Origin of the sequence: Pleionea sp. CnH1-48 (assembly GCF_024124665.1) — a bacterium.
GTDB lineage: Bacteria > Pseudomonadota > Gammaproteobacteria > Enterobacterales > Kangiellaceae > JAMXSB01.
In genome coordinates, this window is the sequence record NZ_JAMXSB010000011.1 from 40,353 (window position 1) to 66,211 (window position 25,859).

A 25,859-nucleotide genomic window follows, 5' to 3' on the forward strand; every position below is an offset into this window, starting at 1 on the left:
CAACTTCTTGACAAATGTTTCTCGTGTTAGGATAGGCTTATCTAAACACAACGCTTGCCGCTCTTGCGTTGCTACAGCATAGAAGCCATAACATGAATAAAAAACGCTCATTGTTTCAAAACAAAAAGAAGCGTCCTCTGATGCTCCGTCTTATCCTCTGGTTATTTTCAACGACATTTATTCTTATTTCCGGCATTGTTGTTTTTGCTTATTACCAACTGAATGCCAGCTTGGCGACCTACGATGGTGAGCTGGCAGTGGCGCATTTATCAGCGCCCGTTACCATTCAGCGTGACACTCTGGGCGTGCCCACTCTCGAAGCTCAAACCCCTCTCGATCTCGTTTATTCTTTAGGATTTATCCATGCTCAGGAACGCTTTTTCCAGATGGATATGCTGCGCCGTAGCGCTGCGGGTGAATTATCGGAATTAGTCGGCAAAAGTACGCTCGATTACGATATGAAATTACGCCCTCATCGTTTTCGTCATCGCGCACAAACCCTTTTGCAACAGTTGCCTCCTCAAGACCTCGAATTGCTGGAGCGCTATACACTTGGCGTCAATGATGGTTTGCAGCAATTAGGCAGCAAGCCCTTTGAATATTGGCTGCTAAGCCTGGACCCGGCAACTCAATTTGAATCTCAACGCCCCGCCCTTTGGCAACCAGAAGACACCATTCTCACGGTGTATGCCATGTACTTAAGTCTGCAAGACTCCAGTGTTGAGAGAGAGAAAGTGCTACAACAAGCATTCAATAACCTTCCAGCGCAATTATTTAACTTTTTGGTACCTCAAGGCACAGCGTTTGATGCACCTATTGACGATACTCAGCTCAGTTTGCCCACCATACCGCCATTAAGTCAGTCATTTGCCAATACACAAGAGACCGTTTCGATGAGCCAGGAATGGGGCTTAGCGAATCGTAAGCACGGCAGTAACAATATGATCATTGCAGGTGCTCGTAGTTACAATGGCAAAGCCGTATTGGCTGGCGATATGCACCTTAGCCTGGGCGTGCCCAACATCTGGTACAAAGCGGTCATTGATTATCCTACAGACTCTTTTGAACAGGTTGTGGGCGTGACACTGCCAGGCGCACCTTTTATGGTAGCTGGCTCTAACGGACATATTGCCTGGGCTTTTACTAACAGCTATGGCGACTACTCTGATGTATTCGAGTTAACTCTCGATCGACAAAATCCCAGTCGCTATCAATACGAAGGACAATGGCATGAGTTCGTCACTCATGAAGAAACCATTCGTATCAAAGGACAGCCTGCTCGCAATATCACTGTCAAAGAATCTCTGTTTGGTCCTGTATTAGAGCAGACCGCCGACAAAGCCTGGTCGTTTATGTGGGTCGCTCATGCCCCACAAGCCGTTAATATGCATATAAAAGAGATGATCCATGCCCAGAATGTAGAACAAGCCATCGAAGTGGCTAATCGTTCTGCTATGCCAGCGCAGAATATGCTGGTTGGAGACAGCAACGGTAATATCGGCTGGACCATCATAGGCCCTCTACCTCAACAAAGCCTTCTGGCCGCGAATCCCTTTGCAAACCTGTTGCATAAAGATGGCGAATTAAAATGGCTAGAACCACAGCACTACCCCAAGGTCATTAACCCGCCACAAGGCGCTTTATGGACCGCCAACAGCCGCGTGGTGGGTGGTAGCGAACTAGCAAAAATCGGTGATGGAGGTTACGCATTAGGCACACGTGCCAAACAGATCCGAGACAACTTGTTGCGCATGTCACAGGCCAACGAAGAAGACCTGCTGAAAGTCCAGCTCGATAGCCGCTCAGAGCTCTATTTGCGCTGGCGTGATCAACTGATATCGCTACTAAAAGAAAAAGATTTTAGCGCCAACCCGTTGCGACGCACTTTTCGTGATCACATTGCCAACTGGAATGGCCATGCCGATGCGGATCAGGTTGGCTACACGCTGATTCGGCAATATCGTACACAGCTTTCTCGTCTGTTACTGGCCGACTGGAGTAAACAATTGAGTGCGGATGCCAAACACTCTCTGGTCTATTATTCGAATCAATATGAGTATTCGTTATGGTTATTGGTAAAGGAACAGCCTTCAGGGTTTTTACCAGAAGGCTTTAGCGACTATAATAGCGTCTTTTTGCGCGCCGTAGATTTGGCCATCGAAAAGCTGCCAGGTGATAAAAAAGATTTTTCGGACTACCGTTGGGGACAGTTCAATCAGTTGAATATTCGCCATCCCTTTACTCAAGGGTTGCCGATACTGGCGAAATATCTGGATTATCCTCGCCACGAAATGCCAGGCGACTATAATGTTCCTCGAGTACAAGGTCCATCGTTTGGCGCTTCGCAACGCATCGTGGTATCTCCAGGTGCCGAAAGCGAAGGCATTTTTCACATGCCGGGGGGACAATCAGGTCATCCGCTCTCCCCCTATTATCGCGCAGGATTTGATGCCTGGCTCAATGGCACTCCACTGCCTTTGATGCCGCGGCAAACACAGCATCAGTTAACATTACTACCGAACACTACAGGAACACCATGAATCAGGTTAATTTAGACGCACTTATCGCTATCGTAGGTGACAAGCAGGTTTTAACCGACGAGTCTGATCGTCAAGAATACGGCAAAGACTGGAGCAAGATATTTACCCCTTCTGCTCAAGCCATAGTGCGCCCAGGCTCCATTGACGAAGTACAAGCAGTCGTCAAATGGGCCATCGAAAACAAGGTCAACCTGGTTCCTTCTGGTGGTCGAACAGGTTTAAGTGGCGGCGCTGTTGCTAACAACGGCGAGATCGTTTTGTCACTGGATCGCATTAATCATATCGACAACTTCAATGCTGTTGACCAAACCGTCACTGTAGGCGCCGGTGTTATCACTGAGCAGCTACAGAATTTTGCTGACGATCAAGGTCTTTACTACCCAGTCGATTTTGCTTCTGCAGGCTCCAGCCAGATTGGCGGCAACATTGCCACCAATGCGGGCGGCATTAAGGTGATCCGCTGGGGTATGACTCGAGATTGGGTCATGGGGCTTAAAGTCATCACCGGTACAGGTGATTTGCTAGAGCTGAACCATGGCTTGGTAAAGAATGCCACTGGCTATGACCTACGTCATTTATTTGTCGGCAGTGAAGGCACTTTAGGGATTATTGTTGAAGCCACCATGAAGCTGACCAATAAGCCAAATGATCTCACTGTGTTTGTATTAGGGCTTGATGAACTGCAAGATGTTTATCCTGTGATGGAAAAATTCCAACAACAACTGTCACTTACCGCTTTTGAGTTCTTCTCTGAAGAAGCATTACAGAAGGTTTTGGCCCATCACGAATTACAACGACCTTTCGAAACTACTTCTAACTACTATGTATTAATTGAATTCGAGAATAGCTCAGAAGAAACCTTGGAAACCGCACTCGGCTGCTTCGAAACCGTAATGGAAGATGGCCATATTCTTGATGGCGTCATCAGCCAGAGCGAAACACAAGCAGAACAGCTATGGCAACTGCGCGAGCGTATCTCGGAGTCTATCAGTCAATACACTCCTTATAAGAACGATGTGTCGGTTGTGCCCTCTCGTGTGAACGAGTTCCTAAGCCAAATCGACGGCATTGTTAAAGAAAAATACCCGCATTTTGAGATCATCTGGTTTGGCCATATCGGCGATGGTAATTTACACCTGAACATTCTGAAACCAGCGGATTTATCCGTTGATGAGTTTGTCACCGAATGCGAAAAAGTGAATGGCCTGATCTTTACTGAAATCCAGCAAATGAAAGGCAGTGTTTCTGCTGAGCATGGTGTTGGATTGACCAAGAAAAACTACCTTCCCTACAGCCGCTCGGAAGCAGAAATTGCCATGATGAAGCAAATCAAAGCTGTCTTTGATCCTCATAACATCATGAACCCAGGAAAAATGTTGTAACATTGTTGGCGTAGCGGCATTGTTACAGTAGAATGCCGCTACTTTTTGTCAGAGCTTACTCGTAATAGTCGACATTACGTACATGGAATACTGAGCCCACCGCGGTATCGCGATCTTCTGTGCCCCGTATTCGAGTTCCCAATAGTTTGACGAACTTCTCTTTTTACTCGCCTGTTGGACACTATGTTTTATACATTTTTAAGTTTATTAGTACTGGTGATTGCGCCTCTGCTTGAGCGATTATCGCGAGGCAAGCAAGCATTCGAACACACCCTGGCGAGCTTTTTGATCGTTGTTTTGGGCGGTATCGTCCTATTTGAAATTATTCCACTTTCCTATTCAAACGCAGGCTGGATTACAATCCCTCTGATCCTGCTTGGCCTAAGTGGCCCTTCCCTTATTGAAAAGCTGTTTCGCAAAGCGGCGGATAGTACTCATCAGGTCACTCTACTGATTGGCATTTGCGGTCTGCTTGTTCACGCCATGATCGATGGCGCCATGCTTAATGAATATGAACATATAGAATCTTCGTCAAAATGGCTGGCGCTGGCCATTCTGATACATCGTGTTCCCGTTGCTTTAATGATTCTGATGCTGTTACGTCCTATCTTTGGTAATAAAGGCGTGTGGATGGGTCTCGCTTCTCTGGGTATCTTTACTTTGTTTGGCTCCGTTTTAGGGCTACAACTAGAAGACACTTTAACCAGCGAAGCGTTTGCCTTAATGCAATCCTTTGTTGCAGGCACTTTACTGCATGTATTAATTCACCAACCTCACAAACATAGCCACGAACATGGCCATGATCACAGCCACTCTCTGGTGCACGAGCTTAAACACTGGGGAAAATATCACGTAGTAGGCATCGTTGCTGCATTAAGTACTCTTGTTTTGCTATCGCAGTTACATAATTAGGGTCTGTTGAATAAGATCGAAAAGCAGGCTCCTGCTTCTTGTTCGTTATTAACCAGAGAATACGTATAGCCGTGCGCTTCTAATACTTCTCGAACGAAAATCAGGCCAATGCCCTGCCCTTTTTGTTTGGTGGTCGTAAAAGGCGTAAATAAACGTCCTTCCATCGCTTCAGCAATCCCTTCACCACTATCGATCACCTTAAGCTGCAACTGTTCACCTAATGGCTGAATTTCGACTCGAATCAATCCGTCATGGTCGATAGCTTCCATGGCATTTTTAAAAATATTAACGACGACTTGCTCCAACAGATTTTGATCACCTAAAACCCGGTCATCATCAATCAATGTTAGTTGCAATTTGATATCACCGGCTTCAAGTTGAGATTGAAACAGTAGCGACATATTGCTAAGCACTTCTCCCAGTTTAAAAGAAGCCAGTTCTGGTGTTGGAATTTTTACCAGAGAAGCATAACGCTGCATAAACTGATTGAGGCTCTGAGTTCGCTCTATGGCAATCCCCAAAGCATCAGTAAAATCGTCTCGATCTTCTGGTTTAATTTGTTCTTGATAATGAAAGCAGGACTGCAACAGCGAGCCCGTTGCGCCAATGGTGTTGTTAATCTCGTGGCACATTACGCGGATCAGCTTATCGTAAGTATCTTTTTGCGAGCGTGTCACCTCTTGAGTTAGCTCAGTGATCAGATAAAAACGACGATGAAAACCTCGCTCCACAAACTGCGCATGTTGTACTCGATAACGGGCTCCCGAGGCATCATTAAAAGTTTGTGTCACGCCCAGTGAGATAGCCGCCATTTTTTCGGCCAGTTCGCCCTGAATGCTGGCAATGCTCGCGCCTTTTACCTTCTCAATTTGACTCGATAAAATAGCCGAGGCGGCAGGATTCAGATCAGAAATAAGACCATCAAAATCGAGAATAACAATACCCATTGGAGTATCTTCAATCAGCTTTTGTAATATGCCTTTTTTCTCTCCTAGTTGTAAACGCTCTTCATAGAGTTGCGACAACATACGATTAAAAAGCACAATCAGATCATCTAAATCTTGCTGTCCCACTTTACTAAAACGAGAACTGTATTCCTTTTCTTTAATAAAGCTTTTTAAGGTATCAATATAATAAAGTGGCTCCGTCATTTTGCGAATAAAATACAGAAACACAAAGAACGAAAGCAATAAAAAAACCTCGGCAAATACTAATAGCAAACGTTGCTCACCGACGATATAGATACAAAAACCGAGTAATGATAAGTGTAGAACAACGTTTGCCAGATAAACTTTGGTTTGAAACCTCATCCATTGATCTCATATTTTTCTAAGCGTCGATAAAGAGCCGAGCGGCTAACCCCCAAAGCATCGGCCACACGGCTGATATTGCCATCATAAGCTTCTAACGCCTGCTTGATCATGGCTTGCTCCATCTCGCTTAAGGTCATTGATCCCACTTCGGGCAAAGCCTCAGTGTCTGAAGTTGACTCACTGGGAACAGGCACCTGAAAATCGGCCAAGCCCAGATGAGTTTTATTAGACATAAGAATGGCTCTTTCGATGGTTTGAGTCAACTCACGAATGTTCCCTGGCCAGGGTTGCTGCTGGAGCCATTGCATGGCCGAAGCCTCAATAGAAAGTGGCTCAAGACCATACAATTGACTCACTCGATTAAGATGATGTTCAACCAGTAAAGGGATATCCGATTTGCGTTCTCGCAGCGGCGGCAAGTGCACTGTGATCAGGTTTAAACGAAAGAGCAAGTCTTCACGAAAAGTGCCTGCAGCAACCATCTCATTTAAATCACAGTTGGTTGCAGAAACCACTCGAACGTTCGCTCTTAAGGTTTTCGAAGAACCAACAGGTTGAAAGGATTGGTCTTGCAATATACGCAATAGTTTAACTTGAGAACTCTTATCAAGATCGCCAATTTCATCCAAAAATATCGTACTCTCATTGGCTAGAGCAAAACGTCCTTCGCGATCCGAGCGAGCATCGGTAAAAGCACCACGAACATGCCCGAACATCTCACTTTCAAACAATGACGAACTGATTCCACCCAAGTTTACTTTAACCATTTCTTTTGCACGTCGAGCGCTATTATTATGCACAGCGTCGGCAATCAACTCTTTGCCCGTTCCACTTTCACCCAGAATTAATACTGAAGCATCAGTATTAGCGACCCGCCCGATAGTCTGCAAAACTTTGGTCAAGCTGGGGTGGCAACCGATGATGCCAGAAAAATCATAGAGTTCATCGAGCTCCTGACGTTGGAGTTCGTCGCGTTGCTGTTCTTTGCACAATGAAAGTGTTGTTTCGAGGGTTCGCACCAAGTGTTCATTGTCCCAGGGCTTGCTCATAAAATCCGCAGCCCCATGCTTCATGCCTTCGACTGCGAGTTCAATGGAGCCCCAGGCAGTTAATAAAATAACGGGCACTTCTGCATTTTGCTGTTTGATGGCCTTAAGTAGGGCCAGCCCTTCTAGCCCACTGGTTGAACGAGAAAAATTCATATCTTGAATCACGCAATGAATGATTTCACTACGTAATATGGCAAGCGCTTCATCGTGAGAAGAAGCTTTAAAGGGACGCATGCCTTGCTGCTTTAATAAAAGCGCTATGGAGGTGGTGACGGAATAATCATCATCAACAACTAAGATATTAAACTGCTTCATATTCATAAGCCATGCAAAGTGGATATTAGAGCCTTTTGGCCTTTAATTTAAATCAAACCTGCAACCAGCAATCGCTGGTCGCAAGCCCTAAAAAGATTATGATAACTATTCGTAATGCAAAGCGTATGCAGGGTCAATGCGAGTAGCCATCTTACTGGGATACAAAGCACAAACAAAAGACAGGCTGAGTATGACCGCTACCGCTATTGCAAAACTCACCCAAAAGCTAAACCAGTCTAACTCAGGGAAGAGTCCTAACAAGGGCACCTGTATCGCCAGCACCAAACCTGCAAGTATACCAAAAGCTGCCAACATCATCAGCTCACCAATGATCTGCTGATGAACACTCATTGCACTTGCCCCAATGGCTCTGCGCAAACCGATTTCCTGTGTACGGCGCGTAATATTTTGCCATAGAACACCAAATAACCCCAGAGCAACCATAATGACAAAGAACAAGGCGACAATTGACAATACAATTAATGGCGTTAGCTCATTCTCGATACTTTGACTGCGTTGAGATTTCAATGTCACAAAACTAAAGTGCCATTCTGGCGCAATGCCTTTTAGTAACGTAGACAAATGCTGTTCGTAGTTTATGTCGGTTCCCTCTTTAACTTTTATGACAATGGCAGAAGGTTGGTGACCTGTCGCGATATCAAAGCGACTGATGACATAAGGAACAGGTTTTGCTAACTCACCATACTGTCTGAACTCTTCAACAATACCGATAATCTTTCGCGGCAAAGTACCTCCGTTAGCATTATCTCCTGGCATCAATTTGTCTAGAGCATCTCCATTGCTAAAATAAGTATCGACAAATAATTGATTAACAATAACAGGTCGATAACCTTGGCCGTTATCTCTTTCATCAAAGGCTCGGCCAGCCAGAAAGTTTACAGACAATGTCTCAAAGGCTTCATCATCTAAAGTATTGGCATTAAATGTAATCAATCGGTCATCAGAACGTGTAGAGCTTTGCCAAACAGAATTGAAAAACAAGGGCTCCTTTACAACCCCTACCGAATCAATGGCCTCCTGACTCTTCAGGGCCGCAATCATTTGGCGCAATGTTTCGCGGTTAGTATCAGTAGACCAACCACCCGATATACCTAACGAAATTTGCCAGTGATCTTGCCACTCATAGCCCAAAGGGACTTGATAGTTTCGGTAATTACTCACCGCTAAAACCGAAATCATCAATACCACAATAAAGGCAATCGCAATCTCTGTGATCATCAGTGCATTATTTCTTTTTCTATTCCATATCAATTTAAGAATATGAGAAAACATGATTACGCGGCTCCTTTCAAAGCAATAACAGGGTTTAACTTAGACATTCGATAAGCAGGATAAATACCACTAAGAGTCCCAAAAAATATCGATAACACCAAGGTAATAACCACAACAGAAGTATTGATCGACAACTCTGCATAGGGAATAAGCCCCAGATATTCAATATATTCCAAGATACCTATACTTATTATCAGGCTCACTGCAGCGCCAATCAGAGTCAGTAATATATTTTCAATCAAAAACTGAATGACCAGATGCCCAGAAGAAGCCCCAAAGGATTTGCGTACACCAATTTCTGTAGAACGCTCCAAAATTCGGCTGACATTTAAGTTGATCATATTGATACTGGGTAACAACATAAACGCAATGGCAATCAAACCTAGCATCAACAATAATTGATCGTCCCCCGTATCAAACGTTCGGCTATTATTGATATCCCGAGCCAGTCGAGAAAACTTTGTATCCGCTGTAGAATAAACAGTCGCATAGACAGTGTCACTGCCTGTAGATGCATAGGGCTCAAAATGATTCTTCAATGCATTGATATACTCACTTTGAATAAACTGTCGTTTATCTTCTGAATCCACATAAATCAGTGCACCCCAGCCTCCCATAAAGTCTGTTTTATAGCTGCTACTGGGAGCTGTCGTATAAGGAACCCAAATATCAGAGTATGCATCTTGTTCTAACAAGCTCACATTATCGACCACACCGACAACCGTAAATACCTTTTCGTCAAACTTGATTTTCTCTCCAATCGCATTCCCATCATTAAAAAGCAATGACTTTGTATGTTGATTAATAACCGCAACACTTCGCCCCTGCTCAAAATCGTCCTGCTGATAAGCACTTCCTTGCTTAAAGTTAAAATCTAATATAGAAAAGTAATCAGCGTCCGTTAAGCGCATTCGGCTTTTTACTTGCTGCCCATCCAGATAAACACTAACCATTCTGGGACTAGAAAATATAGAGACTTTGTCTGCCGATTTTAATGGCTTTACGTATTTATTTAAAAAATAATAACCCGGATCAGAGCTACTTGACTGAGTTCTCTCTTTATTCAGAGCTCTTAAGTAAGAAACCGATAACATATTGTCATGATTTTTTTCTGCATGCCCAGGATATATATAATTTTCTAACAATGTTAAGCCAACCACTAATACTGACATGGTCAACACAATCCCAAACAGGTTGATAAAGGTAAAGAACTTACGCTTTTGAAATACCTTTAGAGCAATAATCAAATAGTTTTTAAACATCCTATTCCCCTTAATGAATCAACTGTCCGTCAAACACACGAATGAGTCGGTCGGTTCTTTTGGCTTCATCATCGTCGTGAGTCACCATAATAATCGTAGTGTTCTCGTTCTTGTTAAGGTCTTCGAGGATCTGCATGATTTCGTCACCCATGTGACTGTCCAGGTTTCCGGTAGGCTCATCTGCAAGTAGCAAACTGGGTTTTCCGGTAATGGCTCGGGCTATCGCTACTCGTTGTTGTTGTCCGCCCGATAACTGTGACGGAAAGTGATGGCTGCGTGCTGATAAGCCTACTTTCTCTAAAGCTTCCAGTGCCAATTCACGACGTTTTTTAGATGATATTTTTCGATACAATAGCGGCAGTTCCACATTATCAATGACTCTTAACTCAGGAATCAGGTGGAACCCTTGAAAGATAAATCCTATTTTTTCGTTACGGATTTTTGCCAGCTGTTTTTCTTTGTATTGCTCAACGTTCTCTTGTTCAAGAGTGATGCTGCCTTCATTAGGCTTGTCGAGTAAACCAATAATATTGAGCAGCGTGCTTTTTCCACAACCTGAAGGGCCCATGATTGAGACAAACTCCCCCGTCTCAACTTCCAGGCTAATATTATGCAGCGCAATGGTTTCAATTTTATCGGTAAAGTATGTTTTGTTTACATTGTTTAGTTTTATCATTGTGTTCACCTAATTAATCGCAAATTCGTTAAGATGTTTAAAGCTCTCGACGTTAGAAATAATGATTTCATCACCAGCGCTTAAGCCCTTAACCACTTGAAAATAGTTTTGATTCGAAGCACCTATCCTGGCCTGTACTTTTTTGACAGTAGAATTTTGAATCACAAAAACTTCATGAGATCCTGCCCCATTAACAAAAGGGCCCTTCTCTACTAGTAAAGTGTCCTTTTCAACACCCGTGATCAGTTCCAGATCCACTCGCTGAGATGCTCTCAACAAGGAACTCGAGTTTTGTTCTAACTCAACCCTGAGATTTAAAACGCCTTCTTTATTGGCAGCAATAATGGACACTACCTGGCCTGTCAGATAGTCTTCTCCAATTTGCACTTGCACAGGCATATCATTGCTCAACTGAGGGGAATAAAAATCACTGATACTCGCTTCAATATGAAACTGGCTCATATCAGCAATCTTAATTAAGGTCTCGCCTTCCGATACTGCTGCACCTTCTTGTTGCTTTAACCAGGTCACAGTGCCGTCACGGGGAGCTAAAATCTGGGTGTCATCCAATAAACGCTCTTGCTCTGCCAAAGATTTTTGCAAGATGGATTTTTCTAGCTTAATACCAGCAATTTCTGAGTTGGTGGATGCGGTCAAATCTTTGACCGACTGTTTTATCTGGCGGATTTCGATAGTGGTTCGCTTTACATTCAATCGAGCTTCTTGCATATCATGTTTAGACGTCGCACCAATACCACCGAGTTGTTCTAATCGCTGTAATCGAGTTTTGCGGCTGTCTAAGTCCACCTCTAACAATTCCAGACGACTTTTTTCACGATTGATCTGTTTACGCGCATCTAACTGGCGACTCTCAATATTGTTTTCCTTGAGTGCAATCTGTTCTTTAAGTCGATTAATCTCAAGAGCGACACGGGTGTTATCAAGCGACATCAACAAAGTGCCTTTTGTTACTGACTGTCCGGCATTAACCCAGACTTTATCAACCTGACTGTTGATTTCGGACGCGATGCTTTCTTCGACAAGAGGACGTACAAATCCACTGGTTGAAATTGTCGAGTTGAGATCTCCGGCTTTTACCACAGCGGTCATGATCTCATCCCGATTGATCGATGGCTTGAGTCCTTGCCATACTAAGCTGATTAAAATCGCGATAACAGCCACTGGAATAGCCACTTTGCGTAGACTCTGCCACTGATGTTTGCGCTGTGCTTGGCGACTGATTGGTCGATCCATAGTTTACCTGGCATTCTTATGTTCATTGATGTTGTATTACTAGTTAACACATTTCATGCCAAGTTTTACTTTTAAATAATTTCCTTATTTATCAATAAGATAAAATCATATCCCTGCGATAGCTGAGATCCTTTGTTCGTTATCGAACACAACCCAAAACAGCGAGTGTTCGATATTGAACACCTGGTTCACATAGGCTCAGCGATCTTCATTAAGCACTATGCCATCCATAGCTGCCACATCGTAGGTTGCACTCACCAATCGGCTCCGCAAATCATATAACACTTCTTTTAAGTAGGAATGAATCGCCGTGTCTTTTGGCGACTTACGTTCACAATAAGCATTGTATTGAATAAACTTGTCGATACTCATATAGAGATCCGCCAGATGCTGCGGGCACTGACACTGCACTGATGATTGATGATTCAATAAAGCCTGTATCTGCTGATGATCGAGAAAAGAAGGCTTATGCTTGTTGCGTTGAATGTCCGTTTTTTCTGCAAGCAGAGCCTGTAGTTTAGACAGCACCCCCTCATCAACGTCCGCCATTTCTACTTGAATGCCAGCATTAACCAGGCGCTGATGCCGTTCAGGTTCCAGGTTTGGTGAGTATATGACCACAGGTTTGCCTTTCATCGTGATAAAAATGGAATAAAGCAACTCTTCTATCTCATCATTGATATCACTAAACTCCATCACCAAAGCACTTACAAAGGCCGAAGAATGACTACAAAATTCGGCAACTTCCGAAAGTTTATTAACACTGTGATAGTAAAAGCTCACACGACTTTGAAATAACAGGTGCGACAGATGATCGCCAAATATTAATACCCCTCGCTTATGCTTATCGATGCCAAAGGGCTCCTCTTGTGCGTAAGTAAAAGAAGACAGCTCGGTCATCGAAAGATGGATGACTTCGGAAACAACATAACCTAAGTCAAGAGCCCGCTTAATGAGCTTTAGGCGTTCTACACTGCCTGCGTCATAAATTCTCCGACCATTCTCAGCGCGGTGAGACAGATTGACTTTGTAGCGCGACTCCCATACTCGCAGCGCGTGGGGAGAAATCCCAACGAGTCGAGCGACAGTACCAATAGACAAATTTCGTTCTTTTGTAGACATAGCTTATACATGTTTAACATCTGTGTAACAGGTACTACGCCCGCACTAAACCAATGGAGCAATACTCACGTAAAAAAAGGAAATATATCTGAATGCGAGTTGTTAATGAAAAGCGATGTTAAGCGATATCCCATCCTAGTCTCTGATAATGATGGACTCAGTCAATACACCGAAGCCGTAGCTCGTTACCCCTTGTTGAGTGCTGCAGAAGAACAACAACTGTTTCGCAAACTCACTCAACTACGAGAAGGCCACTCGAATAGCTTAAAATTCCTTTCATGGAATGGAGTCCATCATCTCCACTCAATAGAAGCCGTGGAAGCATTAGCCCATAATATGAATAAACTACCAGAGCTTTCTGACACCTTATTTCAACCGAGCTGTCGAGAGTGTCATTCTATTATTGAATCCATAGAAAATCGAATACAACAAAAAATTAATACCATTGCTTACAGAAACCTACGACTGGTCATTCGCATTGCAAAAGAGCATAACTTTTTAAAGCTTCCGCTGATGGATTTGATTCAAGAAGGTAACATCGGTTTACTCAAAGCCATTGATCGATATGACTTGGACAAAGACACCCGTTTTTCTACCTATGCTTGGTGGTGGATAAAACAAAGCATTACAGCGTATGTTAGACGTCAAGGTAGCCTGGTAAGAAAGTCAGAAAAAGTCGTTGATGATATGCTATTACTGCTGCGCCAATTTCAAACACCAGAAGATTACTCGAACTCAAAAAAACGATCAGAGGCAAAAAAATCACTCGGCTTTTCGGAGGAAAAAATAAACCAATTATTTAAGTGCGCTTTACCAGATCAATCCTTAGACCAGGAAAATCGATATTATTCGACAGGAAGTTTCATTGACACTCTACCATCAAAGACTCGACAGCCAGATGATCTATTAATCACAAAGAAAATGTTAGTGCGACATATCAGTAAATTACCTAAACGATTGCAGGTGTTAGTTATTATGCGCTACGGACTAAAGAGTGGAGAAACTTTATCGTACCGGGAAATATCTACAGTAATAGGATTGAGCACTGAACGAACACGACAGTTAGAAAAAGAAGCACTCTATCTACTCAAAAACTCAATGACACTGAATCATTAGAGGCTGTTGACCTTTCGTCGACGGCCTCTAGTCTCGCTCAAGAAAGAACTTGCTTTCCACGGTGAGTGATCGACCAGCGAATGCCTTTTTTACCAGGAATTTCGACAGCGAGTCCCAGAGAAACCAACAGGTCAAGCTGCTCATGAACTTTTTGAGCACTAATATCAACTTGCAGTTTTGCAAGTGTCGTTTTAACACCATTAACCGAGCGTAATGTAAACTTGGGATGTTCTACTAAGGCTTGCAATACTTGTTGACCTAATTCACTGACCTCGACAGCTTCTGAAGTTTCATCAATGCTATCTTCTTCAGTAAAAGTATCTAATACTGGCGTTACGTTTTGCTCCAAGCCTTTCATATTTGACTCTAATCCCTTAACATCGCCTTCAATTTCTTCGGCTTTCCTTTGTGCCTGACGAACTTCTCGTAACACCTTATCAGAAAGAGATTCAATAAATTGTCGAGAAGAAATAGAAGCCAAAAGACAAAATCCAATAAACACCAGCATGTCTTCAACGGGTGGGTTATCTTTTGTTAAATTGCCAATCAGCTGACTATCACTGATTTTTAAAAACAAAGGCACCAGAAATGCAGCGACCACACCAACAAAAGCGGCAACGGCCCAATCAAAACCATTCCACTTATCTGGTTTCGATAAAACGTAGTTAACGCTTCCTCCTACAACACCAGCGATCAACATGGTCCAAACAAAAATGCCCATAGAAATTCCTAATTTCTTGATTTTATAAAGATTAGCTTAGCAGGTGTCGATGGTCATCGCCATGGTACTTACAGACGACATGCCTGCGAAAAACTAAGGCCTCTCTTAAGACGCCTCTCAAGGCTCCTCTGCAGTACTAAAACGCCGTCGAAATTCTCGCGGCGTTAGCCCCATCACTCGAACAAATATTTTTCTGAAAGCACTTGCATCCTCGTAGCCTAATTGAGAAGCAATGTTTTCAAAAGTTTGAGAGGTTGACTCCAGCAACTCACACGCTACCTGCACACGTAAACGTTGCATATATTGGGTGGGTTTGATTCCTGTTGCTTTTACAAAGCGACGCAAAAACGTTCGCTCTGTTAAAAAACAATGCTCGGCTAGTTGAGCGATGGTAACCGACTGATGAAGATGCTGGCGCATAAAGTGTTGAACTTTAACAATCGCTTCATCACCATGATTCAGCTTGGCATGAAACCGTTGATAGTAACGCTGCTCACGAGCACCAGTATCAACAATTAATAATTGCCCTAGCAGACGCATAATATCCGGGCGAACAAATTGAGCCACCAACTCGAGGCCTAAATCAATCCACGACATCAACCCACCCGCCGTGATGATGTCTTGGTCATTAATCAATATCTGATTAATGTCTAATTCAACTTGAGGAAACTTATTCGCAAATTGTTCGGCAAAGTCCCAATGCGTTGTGACTTTTCGGCCATCTAATAACCCCGTTGCAGCAATAATAAAAGAGCCAGCACAGGCCGAACACAACAAGGTTCCTTGAGCATGATAGCCCAACAGGGTGTTAACCAGCTCAGGCTCAGGTTCGAGATAATACTCATCCTCTACAATGGGAGGAAGCACCAGCACTTGAAGCCCATTAGTACTGTTTTCGTTACTTGAGAGTGTCTGGTGGGACAAAATATGAGTTTCGAACCGGCTGGTAACTGCTTGCTGGGCACACACTTGATTAGCCAACTGGAACATCTCTTTCCAGCCATAGATAGCTGACTGCATCGCTCCGGGATAGTCCAAAACTCCTACAACAATGCTTTTCTCATCCGACGCTTTGGCTTTTGTCACTTTTGCCACCTTTTATGCCAGTTATGACTTTAGTATAGCGTCACCGAATCACCAATAATAGCTTCCGTACCCACAAATAACCCACAAAGGAGACAAACCATGTCTAACACAGCTTTATTAGTGATCGACTTACAAAATGACTACTTCGAGACAGGAAAATGGCCGCTAAAAGGAATTAATCAAGCGACCGATAACGCAGCCAAACTGATTACTGAGTTTCGTCAACGAAATGACCATGTCATACATATTCGCCACGAATTTGAGTCCGATGATGCGCCTTTCTTTGTCGCTGGATCAGAAGGTGCCCAAATTCATTCATTAGTCGCACCGGATAGTAAAGAAACGGTGGTTGTTAAGCATCAAGTGAATGCCTTCTTAAATACCGAATTAAAGTCGGTGCTTGATGCCAAAGGCATCACAAACCTTGTGATCATCGGCGCTATGACACATAACTGCGTCGAAGCAGCCACTCGAGCCGCCTCTGACTTTGGCTATCAGTGTACCGTTATCCATGATGCCTGTGCGACTCACGACCTTGAATTCAATGGGGCTACCGTCGCTGCCGAAGAAGTTCAAACAGCTGTGATGGCAGCGCTAGGTTTTGCTTATGCTACCATCTCTTCAACTCAGGAATTCTTGCAGCAATAAACACAAAAGAAAAACCCTGGTGATAAGCCAGGGTTTTAATTTTACACAGTCGCTTGATGTCGCTTTTATCAGGACGCACTCATTGCGTACCTTTACTTTTTTAGCGGCAGTTCGCTGGGCGATATTTTTTATCTAAAGAACCACCGCGACAATCCCACACCAAACCCACATCTTCTTCGCTAAGCACAAAGAGTATGGTTTTCCCTTCGATTGCTTTGTTGGCAAACAACACTTCGATGCCTTGTTCGTTAACCTGAATGCGAGCTTGAGAAGGTGTTATTAAAGGATCATCCAAACCAATCATTATGTTGCTGTCTGGAAGCAGTCCATGCTGTTGATAAAACTTACTGTACTCCGTTTGCACGGGTTTCACTTCACTAAAGGTAGCTGCAATTTTAGCTCTAACCGTATAGTCATGATAAGCAGGAATAGCAATGGCTGCCAAAATTCCTACAATAGCAATCATAAAAAAGAAGCCCACGACCACAGCGATGACGATAACAACACCACTAGACTTATCGGATGGTCCAGCGGGCTTGCCTTCATTATGGCGACGATTCCAGGTCGTGTCGGTGGTCAATAGCATCACAATAAACTCGATTAATCCCACCAACCATGGAATGCCAGTCCAAAATAGCACTAGGTAAAATATGCCCCACCACTGTCCTAAATAAAATCGATGAGCACCAAAACCACCTAAAAACAAGGCTAAAATAGCCGCTGCATATTTACTTTTGTAACGACGCTTACGCTGAGGCAATCCACATTTTGGGCAAATTGCAGCCTGTACATGAACGGAGTGTCCGCATCCTCGGCAAGGAGCTAACGCCTGCGATACGCTATCTCCCGTATCAGCAGAGGGCGCTTGGTAAGGATTTGTCATTTTTATTCCTTTTTAATCAAACCTTTTTAAATTACGGCCAAAGCTATCATGTTAGGGTTATCTATGACAATGGCTTCCTTACTTCAATCTTGTCTCACTAAAAGAAAAAATCCCGGCTATTGCCGGGATTTTTTGTTAAGCCTTAAGGGCTCCAGGCTGCATTAATATTAGCTCCAGAATAACTCGAATAAGCTCTTACGCTGATATACCAGGTACCTGCCGCAGGATTGTTGAATGAACAACTTTCAGTATTACCCCAACGGTAAGGACGACAGTCATAGCTACCTGTTGTTGGCTGCGATCCACGACGCACATACAGATCGGCATCACCACTGCCGCCATCCATATCGATGGTAAAGGTCGACATACCCGCAGGAATATCTACGGTGTAATGTTTCCAACCGCCTTGAGAGTCCGACAAATTGGTTTGCTCAAAAGTACCGCCAGATCCGCCCGTCGTGTAGGAGCCTGTTAAAGTAACTCCAGAGAAAGAACGATAAGCTCGGACCATCACATAATAGGTTCCCGCTTGAGCGTTAAAGCTACAGGTTTCGTTGTTACCTGAAGTATAAGGACGACAATCATAACTGGAAGTTGTCGGCTTGGAACCAAACTTCACATACAGATCGGCGTCACCGCTGCCGCCCGACATAGTGAACTCTACATTGGTTGCATCTGCAGGAACCACCATGTAAAACTCTTGAGTATCGCCAGTAGAACCCGATAATCCCGTCACAGGGACACCATTAGAAAGCTCACCATCACCACCAGATCCTACATTAACAGTTTGAGTTGCACTATCGGTTCTGCCTTCATTATCGGTGACCGTTAAAGTCACAGTATAAGAACCAGCACTGGCAAAACTATGGCTAGGGCTCACACCCGAACCAGTATTGCCATCACCAAAGTTCCACGCGTAGCTAGAAATTGTGCCATCAGGATCGGTAGAACCCGAACCATCAAAACTACAGTTTAAATCAGTACAGCTAAAGCCAAACGCAGCGTTAGGATCTTGTCCCCCACCACCGCCTGTTGCTTCCATTCCATCGATAGCTAACTGACCTGTGCCAGCAGAATCTAACCAGTTACTGGCACGCGAGTTATTGCTGCCGCCACCATTCCAGCTCACTGATAATGAACCATACCAGTCAGACTGATTGTTACCACAAGCGGCACCGCCACCATGTAGTTGACCTATAACGCGTTTGTTTTGGTCAAACAATGGTGAACCAGAGGAGCCTGGCTCGGTGGTACCCAAATCCCAATCGGCAACACGAACGTGGGTTCCATTTGCATTGGGTGTACTGCTGCTGTAGTTAGTGCGCGATACCGGATCGTTTTCGAAGCTGATACGCTTTTCATCAACACTTGGATGGTGAATTGCGACCGCCGATGTATTCAATGCCGAGTTCGCATTCCAGCCAGACAGATATACCTGATGAGATGCATTAAAGGGATCATCTAACTCAACCAAGGTAAAATCTGAATTACTGTAGCTGGCTCTAAACGTGGCTCCAGTATTGAAGTCGCTTAATGAACCATCACCCGAACTGCCGCTGTCAGTACTGCCCGGTGTTCGGCAATAACTGTTTTCATAATTCCAGTAGGTTACTAACGACGACGCGTTAGAGGAATTAATACCACAGTGATTCGCCGTTAGAAAAAATCCACGTCCATCGTTTGCCGTGTTGTTAAGTGCGCTTCCCGTACAAAACAAACTACCGCCCGTACTAATGGCTGCTACTGATCGAATCTGCTTACGCCAGTCGTCTCCTTCTGGACACACAACATCTACGTTACAGGAGCCAGACATAATCTGAGCCTGCTCAAAAGAACTATTGAGATCTTCTCCCAGATAACCATGATTCACTGACGACAAAGTCAGTCGCAAAAACTTTAGCTTATTGGTAGGTACATTAGCTTCTATAACGACCTTATTACCCGGTAACATGGGGGTCCAAAGTTCTCCATGTTTTTCGTTATCAGCCGCAGTAAAAGCGCGAATTTTGTGTTTACCATCGGGCGTATAAATAAATAGAGAACCGCCCGCTGGCATATAATATTCGCTAAAACCAAGATTTAAAGACAGTGCACCAGGAGACGTAACTACCGTGCGCCAAACAGACATAGCCTGCCCTTGTGCCTGTAGCTGAACCTGTTGCCAATCATTATTGGGTTTAATGTTTACACTCACAGGCTCGGCGTAACGCAAGACAGGCTGTGTCGCGTTGGCCATCACTAACGCATCGCGCGCTCGCAACTGTGAGTTATTAAACCCTGATAAAGTAATGGTTTGTGGATCTGACAAATTGATTTGTGCACTCGCCGACAAAGGCGTATCAGATGCTTTGGCTGATAAAGAGAGACCAGCGAGCACGGCAAGCATGCTGCTCATCATTTTTTTATATTTCATTGTTTGAACCTTATGGTTGAGGTGTCTCTCAAACCGGTCCTACGAAGTTTGTCAGCTCAAATCGACACTTAATGCAGGGAAGTGATACAGAGTCCAGGATTGATTTGAGCCTGCAGAGACACAATTGTATTTATTTGTTCAATACAAACTTAGATTTGAATTATTGTTTTTGGGTTTTCGATATAAAGACCCACAAAAAAGAATAATATAAAACGCTCAATGAGCAAGCTGACGGAGTTTTTCACTTGAGATATATCGCTAATATGTGATGATAATCGAATTACATCAACGCATATCTCCGAATTAAAAGTGGTTTCAACTTTTTAGCCATAGAGTGAGCAAGGTTATTAGAATGAAGGGAGCTTCTGTTAAAAAATGCTCCCTTCATTCTCTGTTAGCCCATAACAGTTTTAATAATAGGATTGATCTGACAACTTGATCATGATTAAGTAACCAAACAGTATGTCTAACAAATAACTATTTTCTAAACGGTTAAGTAAACAATGAAACCTGTCTTCTTTTATGGACTGTTTATGGATCAACAGCTTTTAGTAGCGAATGGTCTGCATCCTAAAAATCCATTTAATGCCAGTGCTCCAAACTATCAACTTATTATTGGTGAACGAGCAACACTTATCCCCTCAGCAGAAGAAACCGCTTATGGTGTTGTGATGGAACTGGATGAAGGCGAGTTATTAAAACTTTATGGCGAAGCCAGTGTAAAAGATTATGAACCCGTTACGATTGAAGTGATTAACGAATCGCAACAGAAACTATTGGTAGACACCTACCTGCTGCCCGAAAGCAAACTCGCAGGAAGCAATCCTAAGTACGCCGCTTTGCTGGTAGAAAAATTAGAGAAACGCTCTTTTCCATCAAGTTACATTGATAAAGTGAAAGCGTTTATCAAATAAGCCACTCTGCTCTATGCTTCAATCGAAGCAAGATGTTGCGATAGATATTCTAAAAACAGCCGAGTTTTCGAAGGCATATAACGCGACGGCAACAATGCGCTTAACTCTATCGGTTTTAGCTGCCAAGAAGGTAAAATTCTTTGCAGTTTTTTTTCTTTAAGCAAACGATAACAAGACTTAGGTGAAACAGCCGCAATCCCTACCCCAGCACAAGCCATCTGTAAACAAACACTCAAGTTATTGCTCCAAACAGCTCCTTGTACCTCTTGTTCATAGTCTCCTTCTGGTCCAACAAAATGCCAAAGTTGAGCATCTGAAACCTTATTAGATGTTAATCGAATGCAAGAGTGATTCACTAGTTCACTCGGGTGCGATGGAGCTCCATGCTCTTGAAGGTAGGCAGAAGAAGCGACAGCAATCACTTCAAAGTACGTAATACTTTTTTTAATTAGTCGAGAATCCGACAGCAACCCTAGACGCAGTACCAGATCAAAATGCTCTTTGACCAAATCAACATGATAGGGCGAGGTATCTATGTCGATTTGAATGTCAGAGTAATCTTTAAGAAAAGTCGCCAGCCATGGTGTGACAAATAACGCAGCAAAATCTGCAGTCATAGATACACGAAGCAAGCCTTTGGGTTGTGCCTGATAACTTTCCATATCAAATGCAATGCGCTGCGCCTCATCAACCACGCCTCGCGCCTGCTGATAGAAGAGCTCTCCGGCGTTACTCAGCTCCATCTTCCGAGTAGAACGAATTAGTAATTTCGTTCCCAGTCTTTTTTCTAGCGCAGCAATCCGCCGGGATAATGTGGAGTTGGGTATATTCAACATCTTAGCTGCGCCAGCAAATGTGCCCTGGCGCACTACTTCGACAAACAATGTCATGTCTTTCACTAGCTCATAACGCATTACTATTCCATTTTTGGGATTATGATTACAATATCTTAGGGTATACACCATAAAATGGAACAAATATAGTGAGACTTTCTGTTTTCGAGGAGCCAATCCATGAATTTCTCACCCAGTATCGCATTAAAAGTCGGTGCTCTCTCTTTCTTCTTATGGGGGGTTTTACACCTCCTTGTGGGTTTAAATGCCGTCTTTTTTCTTACTGATGGGCCAACCGCTATCTTGAGTATGTTTCAGATAGTTCCTGCCACAAATGAGCTTGATTCCAACTTACAAAACGCGACCTATTTAGGCGCTAACTTCCTGATTGACTTAGCAGCATTCGGCATACTGGCCATGTGGCTAGCGGTGTATATCTGGAAAGGAATTTATGTAAAACCCAGTTACTTTATCAGCTTGATTGTCTTAGGGATTGTCGACACTGCGTTTGTACTGGCTATGGTGATCACTCACATATCCCCTCTCAGTGAAGCGATCTGGGGACCACTACTGTATGTATTAGGTGGGATCTTTACGACGTTTGGATTGGTTGGAGAGCAGAAGTTGCCAGAGAAAATATAGGGTAGGAGAAGCAGACTTACATTTGAATACGTAAGTCTGCATTAGCCTAATCAGTGCATAACTCTTGCCTAAATAGCAGACTATCGACAAGTAGCCAAATCAAAGTCAAAGGTTGCTGTACTCACTCGGTTGCCTATCTGAGAGTTATCTTCGAATAGAATACCTTTTTCGGTGACCACCAGCTGACGTGAGTTAAACATTGGAGGTTGCCCTACCAATACAGAGGATGCTCCCTGAAACGTTGCTGGTCCACTGCTGAACTTGGTGTCACCTTCTGAGTTAATGTAAAATAATTGCCCACTGATGTAGTCAGTCACCACAGCACCACCACAATAAGGGATCAAATCATCAAAAATAGCAGTTTTTCTCGCGAGTGTTTCACTGTGTGAAATCACGCCCATTCCGTCCAGAAACAGTCGCTTTACCGCACCGCCATCCGTTAACAAAATAGAATTATCAATAAACTGCATACCATTGGGGTGAGAAATCCCCTGCTCAGCACCAGCCCAGTTATTAACTTGAGCTAGAACCTGTTTTTTATTGTTTCCGTTCAAAGAAAACTTAACAATAGTACCCTGACCAAAATAATTAGTATCAGCCATGTACAATGTGGATTCACCGTCACTGGTTAATCCATTGGTTAAGCTCACTCCGTCAATGGTGTGAATAATATTGAGGCCATCTGCCTCGTTGGCCAGATCATAAGCCAGCAACCATTTTGCTCCATTGATCAATTTAACTTCAGAACATACCGTATAAATCACAGAGCCAATTTGAGTGATTCCACCGAAAGCACAGTTTTGAGTGCTGATTTTACGTGGAATAAACTCGTTCGATTCTTTCCTTAACTCAAATAATCCTTTACCAGAAGACAAAAACAAACGCCCTTCGGGGGTAAAGTGCATGTTTTCGGCATCAGCGAAAGTAACAACGGTTTCTTTAACGTAGCAAGAGGTTAATACCAAAGCCATAGCGGCTATCAACAACATCTTTATTTTCATTATCGATCCTATATTTATTTTAATCATGATCCCGGCCCCAAGACTATCGGCGGCTGGCAAAGTGGGTCAATAATAAATATGAGATATATAACCTTGTAAGAATTGCAGACTAAAGTTGGAGATTTGCCTTAAACTGTTTGCCTATTGCCACCCGTTTTCCGTCTAACAAAAGAATCTCATCACCTTCGATATAATTGATATGTGCTCGATTAACGATAAATGACTTGTGGATACGAACAAAATAGCCAGGCAACTCGCTTTCAAAACTGGATAAAGTTCTTGGTGTTAACAACGCTTTATCTGCCCGCCATACCTTAACGTAGTTACCGTAAGCTTCAAAACAACTCACCTCCTGCAAACTCAGTTGAACCTGTTTTTTGTCCACTTTAATAAACAGAAAGTCATTTTTTAATAAGCCCTTCCCTTGTTTCTCAGCAACAGAGTTCATACGCCCTCGAACTCTATCGACCGCTTTAACAAAACGGTCAAAGCGAAATGGCTTTAATAGATAATCGGCGACATCCATATCAAAACCATCAATCGCATATTCTTGATAGGCTGATGTGATAATCACCTGAGGTTTCTCTTTTAACAAACTCAAAAAGTTTAGCCCATTGAGAACGGGCATTTCTATATCGAGAAAAATGAGATCAACAGTATGCTCTTTAATATAATCCAGCGCTTCGGTTGCCGAATAAAACTGCCCAACGACCTTAAGATCTTCAAGCTCGTTTACATAAGTCAGTATGACTTCATGAGCCAGAGGCTCGTCATCAATAATGAGTGTTCGAATCATTCATTTAAATCCAAAGTCAGTGTTACACGATAACTTTCTTGGCTCACTAGAATATCAAGCTCATGCTGATTTTTATAAATTAACTCAAGCCGCCGTCGAACATTATCCAAACCAATACCCGGTTCTGGTTGTGCCTTCTTTTGTTTGGGCAAAGAGTTTTCACAAATAAACAACAGTTTTCCTTCAACAAAGGTTAAAGAGACGTTTAACCAGCACTTTTGATTGCTAGGTTCAATACCATGCTTAAAGGCATTCTCCAAAAACACGATTAACAACAACGGGCTCAGATAAAAGCCGGGCGGTTCGCTGGGTAGATCAATTGTAAACTCACATTTATTATCAACACGCACTTTTTGCAACGCCAGGTAGTCATTCAAATAAGTGACTTCATCTGCCAGAGAGACTTTGTCTAAGCCTCCCTTGTAAACAACAAAGCGCAATAAGTTCGCCAGCTGCAACACCATGCCGGGAGCCACATCCGACTTAGTTAAGCTCAGCGCATATAAATTATTCAAGGTATTAAATAAAAAGTGCGGATTAATTTGCTGTTGTAGCAACTTTAATTCTGTTTGAAGTGTTTTTTGCTCAAGCTCTGCAACATCTCGATAGTCCGCTTGCGCCTGAAAAGCCAGAATCACTGGCAGACTGATCACCATGACTAACGTTGCAATATAAATATTCCAAAAATCAAATGGATTATGATCACCACTGGGGATCAATGTCATTTGCACTTGATTAAGTGGTAACCAAAGAGCTAATTGAGACAGCACAGGGTACAGTATTAATACGGTTAATGTCGTCATCCAAAGGTAGGCGACAACGCCCTGCTGCCGTAACACCCGCTTAATTAACAGGTGATGATGAATAAGATAGAGCACAAACAGGCATCCATACAGAATCATCATTTGACACCAATAGGCAATGAGATCGCCCAGATTAAGCACATTCCTTTTTACATCAATTAAAAAGGGAATCGGTTGGTTGTTAAGAGGATCTTCGTGAGAGTTTAATAACAAGGCCCACATGAAACTCAGCAAAATAAAAACCAGCAACAAGCCCGTATCCATATTCAATGCAAATTTAAATCGATTTTTGCTTTTATGTTGAAGCCAATGATTAAAAAACAAAATGCCTTCTATCAACCATAGAATGAACAGTGTCACATCTCTGCTAAGCAGGTGTTGTTGGACAAACATACTATTGTGGTAGGCCAACAGAGCCACTAATGGAATCACTGCAAACCCCAACAACCACCAAATCTTGCTGGTGGTTCCAGATGTATTCAAGCGAAAATACTGGCAAATAAAAATAGGACTCAATTCAAAACAAAGCTGCACAAGGATAGGAAAAAAATCCTCCCAATAAGCACTGTTCATTTCGTCCATGGCCAATAACCCTGTTGCCCAGACAGCGATCAACATCGGCAAGTATCGATTAGTGGCTATCCAATCGAGCCTAAACGGCGGCCAAAGGTTAGATTTCATCCATGCTTGAAGCACTTTCATTATATGGCTTATACGTCTGTTTCTAAGTGTCTTTAAAGTTTACCTAATCGTTGATGAATGTCATCAATAAAATGACAAACTCCCCTAAAACCATGATCAACTCTTACATCTGTCAAATCTGCGTTTTCGTCACTGCTTTTTGAGTGTTCACCATCTATCACTAGGCTCTTGATTAAAGGTTTG

Annotated in this window: 22 protein-coding genes; 7 read left to right on the top strand and 15 right to left on the bottom strand. The window is 43.1% G+C overall.

Annotated elements, in window-relative coordinates:
• Positions 1-92: 92 nt before the first annotated feature.
• From NH399_RS17260 to NH399_RS17270, 3 genes are all read left to right on the top strand, one after another.
• Entirely contained in the window at positions 93-2,540 is a 2,448-nt protein-coding gene (locus tag NH399_RS17260) for a penicillin acylase family protein (protein ID WP_253042298.1), read from the top strand.
• Entirely contained in the window at positions 2,537-3,922 is a 1,386-nt protein-coding gene (locus tag NH399_RS17265) for an FAD-binding oxidoreductase (RefSeq protein WP_253042300.1), read from the top strand. Before NH399_RS17260 ends, NH399_RS17265 begins: the two co-directional genes overlap by 4 nt.
• A 183-nt stretch (positions 3,923-4,105) precedes the next feature.
• Positions 4,106-4,834, top strand: coding sequence for a hypothetical protein (locus NH399_RS17270; RefSeq protein ID WP_253042302.1), 729 nt, complete (start codon positions 4,106-4,108; stop codon positions 4,832-4,834).
• Here NH399_RS17270 and NH399_RS17275 read toward each other — a convergent pair.
• The 7 genes from NH399_RS17275 to NH399_RS17305 form a co-directional block, all read right to left on the bottom strand.
• Complete coding sequence (locus NH399_RS17275; protein ID WP_253042304.1) at positions 4,831-6,144, bottom strand: PAS domain-containing sensor histidine kinase; 1,314 nt, start codon at positions 6,142-6,144, stop codon at positions 4,831-4,833. The genes NH399_RS17270 and NH399_RS17275 overlap by 4 nt on opposite strands.
• Entirely contained in the window at positions 6,141-7,511 is a 1,371-nt protein-coding gene (locus tag NH399_RS17280) for a sigma-54 dependent transcriptional regulator (protein WP_253042306.1), read from the bottom strand. Before NH399_RS17280 ends, NH399_RS17275 begins: the two co-directional genes overlap by 4 nt.
• Positions 7,512-7,616: 105 nt before the next feature.
• Positions 7,617-8,804, bottom strand: a complete 1,188-nt coding sequence (locus NH399_RS17285) for an ABC transporter permease (protein ID WP_253042308.1) — start codon at positions 8,802-8,804, stop codon at positions 7,617-7,619.
• Between the two features lie 2 nt (positions 8,805-8,806).
• Entirely contained in the window at positions 8,807-10,066 is a 1,260-nt protein-coding gene (locus NH399_RS17290; RefSeq protein ID WP_253042310.1) for an ABC transporter permease, read from the bottom strand.
• Positions 10,067-10,076: 10 nt separating this feature from the next.
• Entirely contained in the window at positions 10,077-10,742 is a 666-nt protein-coding gene (locus NH399_RS17295) for an ABC transporter ATP-binding protein (RefSeq protein WP_253042311.1), read from the bottom strand.
• 9 nt (positions 10,743-10,751) lie between these two features.
• Complete coding sequence (locus NH399_RS17300) at positions 10,752-11,996, bottom strand: efflux RND transporter periplasmic adaptor subunit (protein ID WP_253042313.1); 1,245 nt, start codon at positions 11,994-11,996, stop codon at positions 10,752-10,754.
• Positions 11,997-12,194: 198 nt separating this feature from the next.
• Positions 12,195-13,118, bottom strand: a complete 924-nt coding sequence (locus NH399_RS17305; RefSeq protein ID WP_253042315.1) for a MerR family transcriptional regulator — start codon at positions 13,116-13,118, stop codon at positions 12,195-12,197.
• A gap of 105 nt (positions 13,119-13,223) precedes the next feature.
• Here NH399_RS17305 and NH399_RS17310 point away from each other — a divergent pair, with 105 nt between their 5' ends.
• A complete protein-coding gene (locus tag NH399_RS17310; protein ID WP_253042317.1) occupies positions 13,224-14,234 on the top strand; it encodes a sigma-70 family RNA polymerase sigma factor in 1,011 nt (336 codons plus the stop codon).
• A 37-nt stretch (positions 14,235-14,271) separates the two neighbouring features.
• Here the strand turns inward: NH399_RS17310 and NH399_RS17315 are convergent, their stop codons facing one another.
• Positions 14,272-14,955, bottom strand: coding sequence for a YEATS-associated helix-containing protein (locus NH399_RS17315; RefSeq protein ID WP_253042319.1), 684 nt, complete (start codon positions 14,953-14,955; stop codon positions 14,272-14,274).
• Between the two features lie 117 nt (positions 14,956-15,072).
• Complete coding sequence (locus NH399_RS17320; RefSeq protein WP_253042321.1) at positions 15,073-16,041, bottom strand: helix-turn-helix domain-containing protein; 969 nt, start codon at positions 16,039-16,041, stop codon at positions 15,073-15,075.
• A 99-nt stretch (positions 16,042-16,140) separates the two neighbouring features.
• On the opposite strand from NH399_RS17320, the gene NH399_RS17325 reads away from it, so the two are divergent.
• On the top strand, positions 16,141-16,689 hold the full coding sequence (locus NH399_RS17325) for a cysteine hydrolase family protein (protein WP_253042323.1): 549 nt from the start codon (positions 16,141-16,143) through the stop codon (positions 16,687-16,689).
• A gap of 100 nt (positions 16,690-16,789) precedes the next feature.
• Here NH399_RS17325 and NH399_RS17330 read toward each other — a convergent pair whose 3' ends face one another.
• Complete coding sequence (locus NH399_RS17330) at positions 16,790-17,572, bottom strand: NINE protein (RefSeq protein ID WP_253042325.1); 783 nt, start codon at positions 17,570-17,572, stop codon at positions 16,790-16,792.
• Positions 17,573-17,714: 142 nt separating this feature from the next.
• Positions 17,715-19,985, bottom strand: a complete 2,271-nt coding sequence (locus NH399_RS25755) for a pre-peptidase C-terminal domain-containing protein (RefSeq protein ID WP_305885098.1) — start codon at positions 19,983-19,985, stop codon at positions 17,715-17,717.
• Between the two features lie 503 nt (positions 19,986-20,488).
• Here NH399_RS25755 and NH399_RS17345 point away from each other — a divergent pair.
• Entirely contained in the window at positions 20,489-20,899 is a 411-nt protein-coding gene (locus NH399_RS17345; RefSeq protein WP_256489651.1) for a gamma-glutamylcyclotransferase family protein, read from the top strand.
• Positions 20,900-20,910: 11 nt separating this feature from the next.
• Here the strand turns inward: NH399_RS17345 and NH399_RS17350 are convergent, their stop codons facing one another.
• The gene (locus NH399_RS17350; RefSeq protein ID WP_253042329.1) at positions 20,911-21,813 is read right to left on the bottom strand and encodes a LysR family transcriptional regulator; all 903 of its coding nucleotides are present in this window, start codon (positions 21,811-21,813) and stop codon (positions 20,911-20,913) included.
• 99 nt (positions 21,814-21,912) lie between these two features.
• On the opposite strand from NH399_RS17350, the gene NH399_RS17355 reads away from it, so the two are divergent.
• The gene (locus NH399_RS17355) at positions 21,913-22,374 is read left to right on the top strand and encodes a hypothetical protein (RefSeq protein ID WP_253042330.1); all 462 of its coding nucleotides are present in this window, start codon (positions 21,913-21,915) and stop codon (positions 22,372-22,374) included.
• 80 nt (positions 22,375-22,454) lie between these two features.
• Here the strand turns inward: NH399_RS17355 and NH399_RS17360 are convergent, their stop codons facing one another.
• The 3 genes from NH399_RS17360 to NH399_RS17370 all read right to left on the bottom strand — a co-directional run bounded on the left by NH399_RS17360 (position 22,455) and on the right by NH399_RS17370 (position 25,655).
• Positions 22,455-23,375, bottom strand: coding sequence for a hypothetical protein (locus tag NH399_RS17360; RefSeq protein WP_253042332.1), 921 nt, complete (start codon positions 23,373-23,375; stop codon positions 22,455-22,457).
• A 109-nt stretch (positions 23,376-23,484) separates the two neighbouring features.
• Positions 23,485-24,171 (bottom strand): LytTR family DNA-binding domain-containing protein, encoded by a 687-nt coding sequence (locus NH399_RS17365; protein WP_253042334.1) that lies wholly within the window; start codon positions 24,169-24,171, stop codon positions 23,485-23,487.
• Complete coding sequence (locus NH399_RS17370) at positions 24,168-25,655, bottom strand: sensor histidine kinase (RefSeq protein WP_253042336.1); 1,488 nt, start codon at positions 25,653-25,655, stop codon at positions 24,168-24,170. The genes NH399_RS17365 and NH399_RS17370 overlap by 4 nt, the downstream gene beginning before the upstream one ends.
• Between the last annotated feature and the right edge of the window lie 204 nt (positions 25,656-25,859).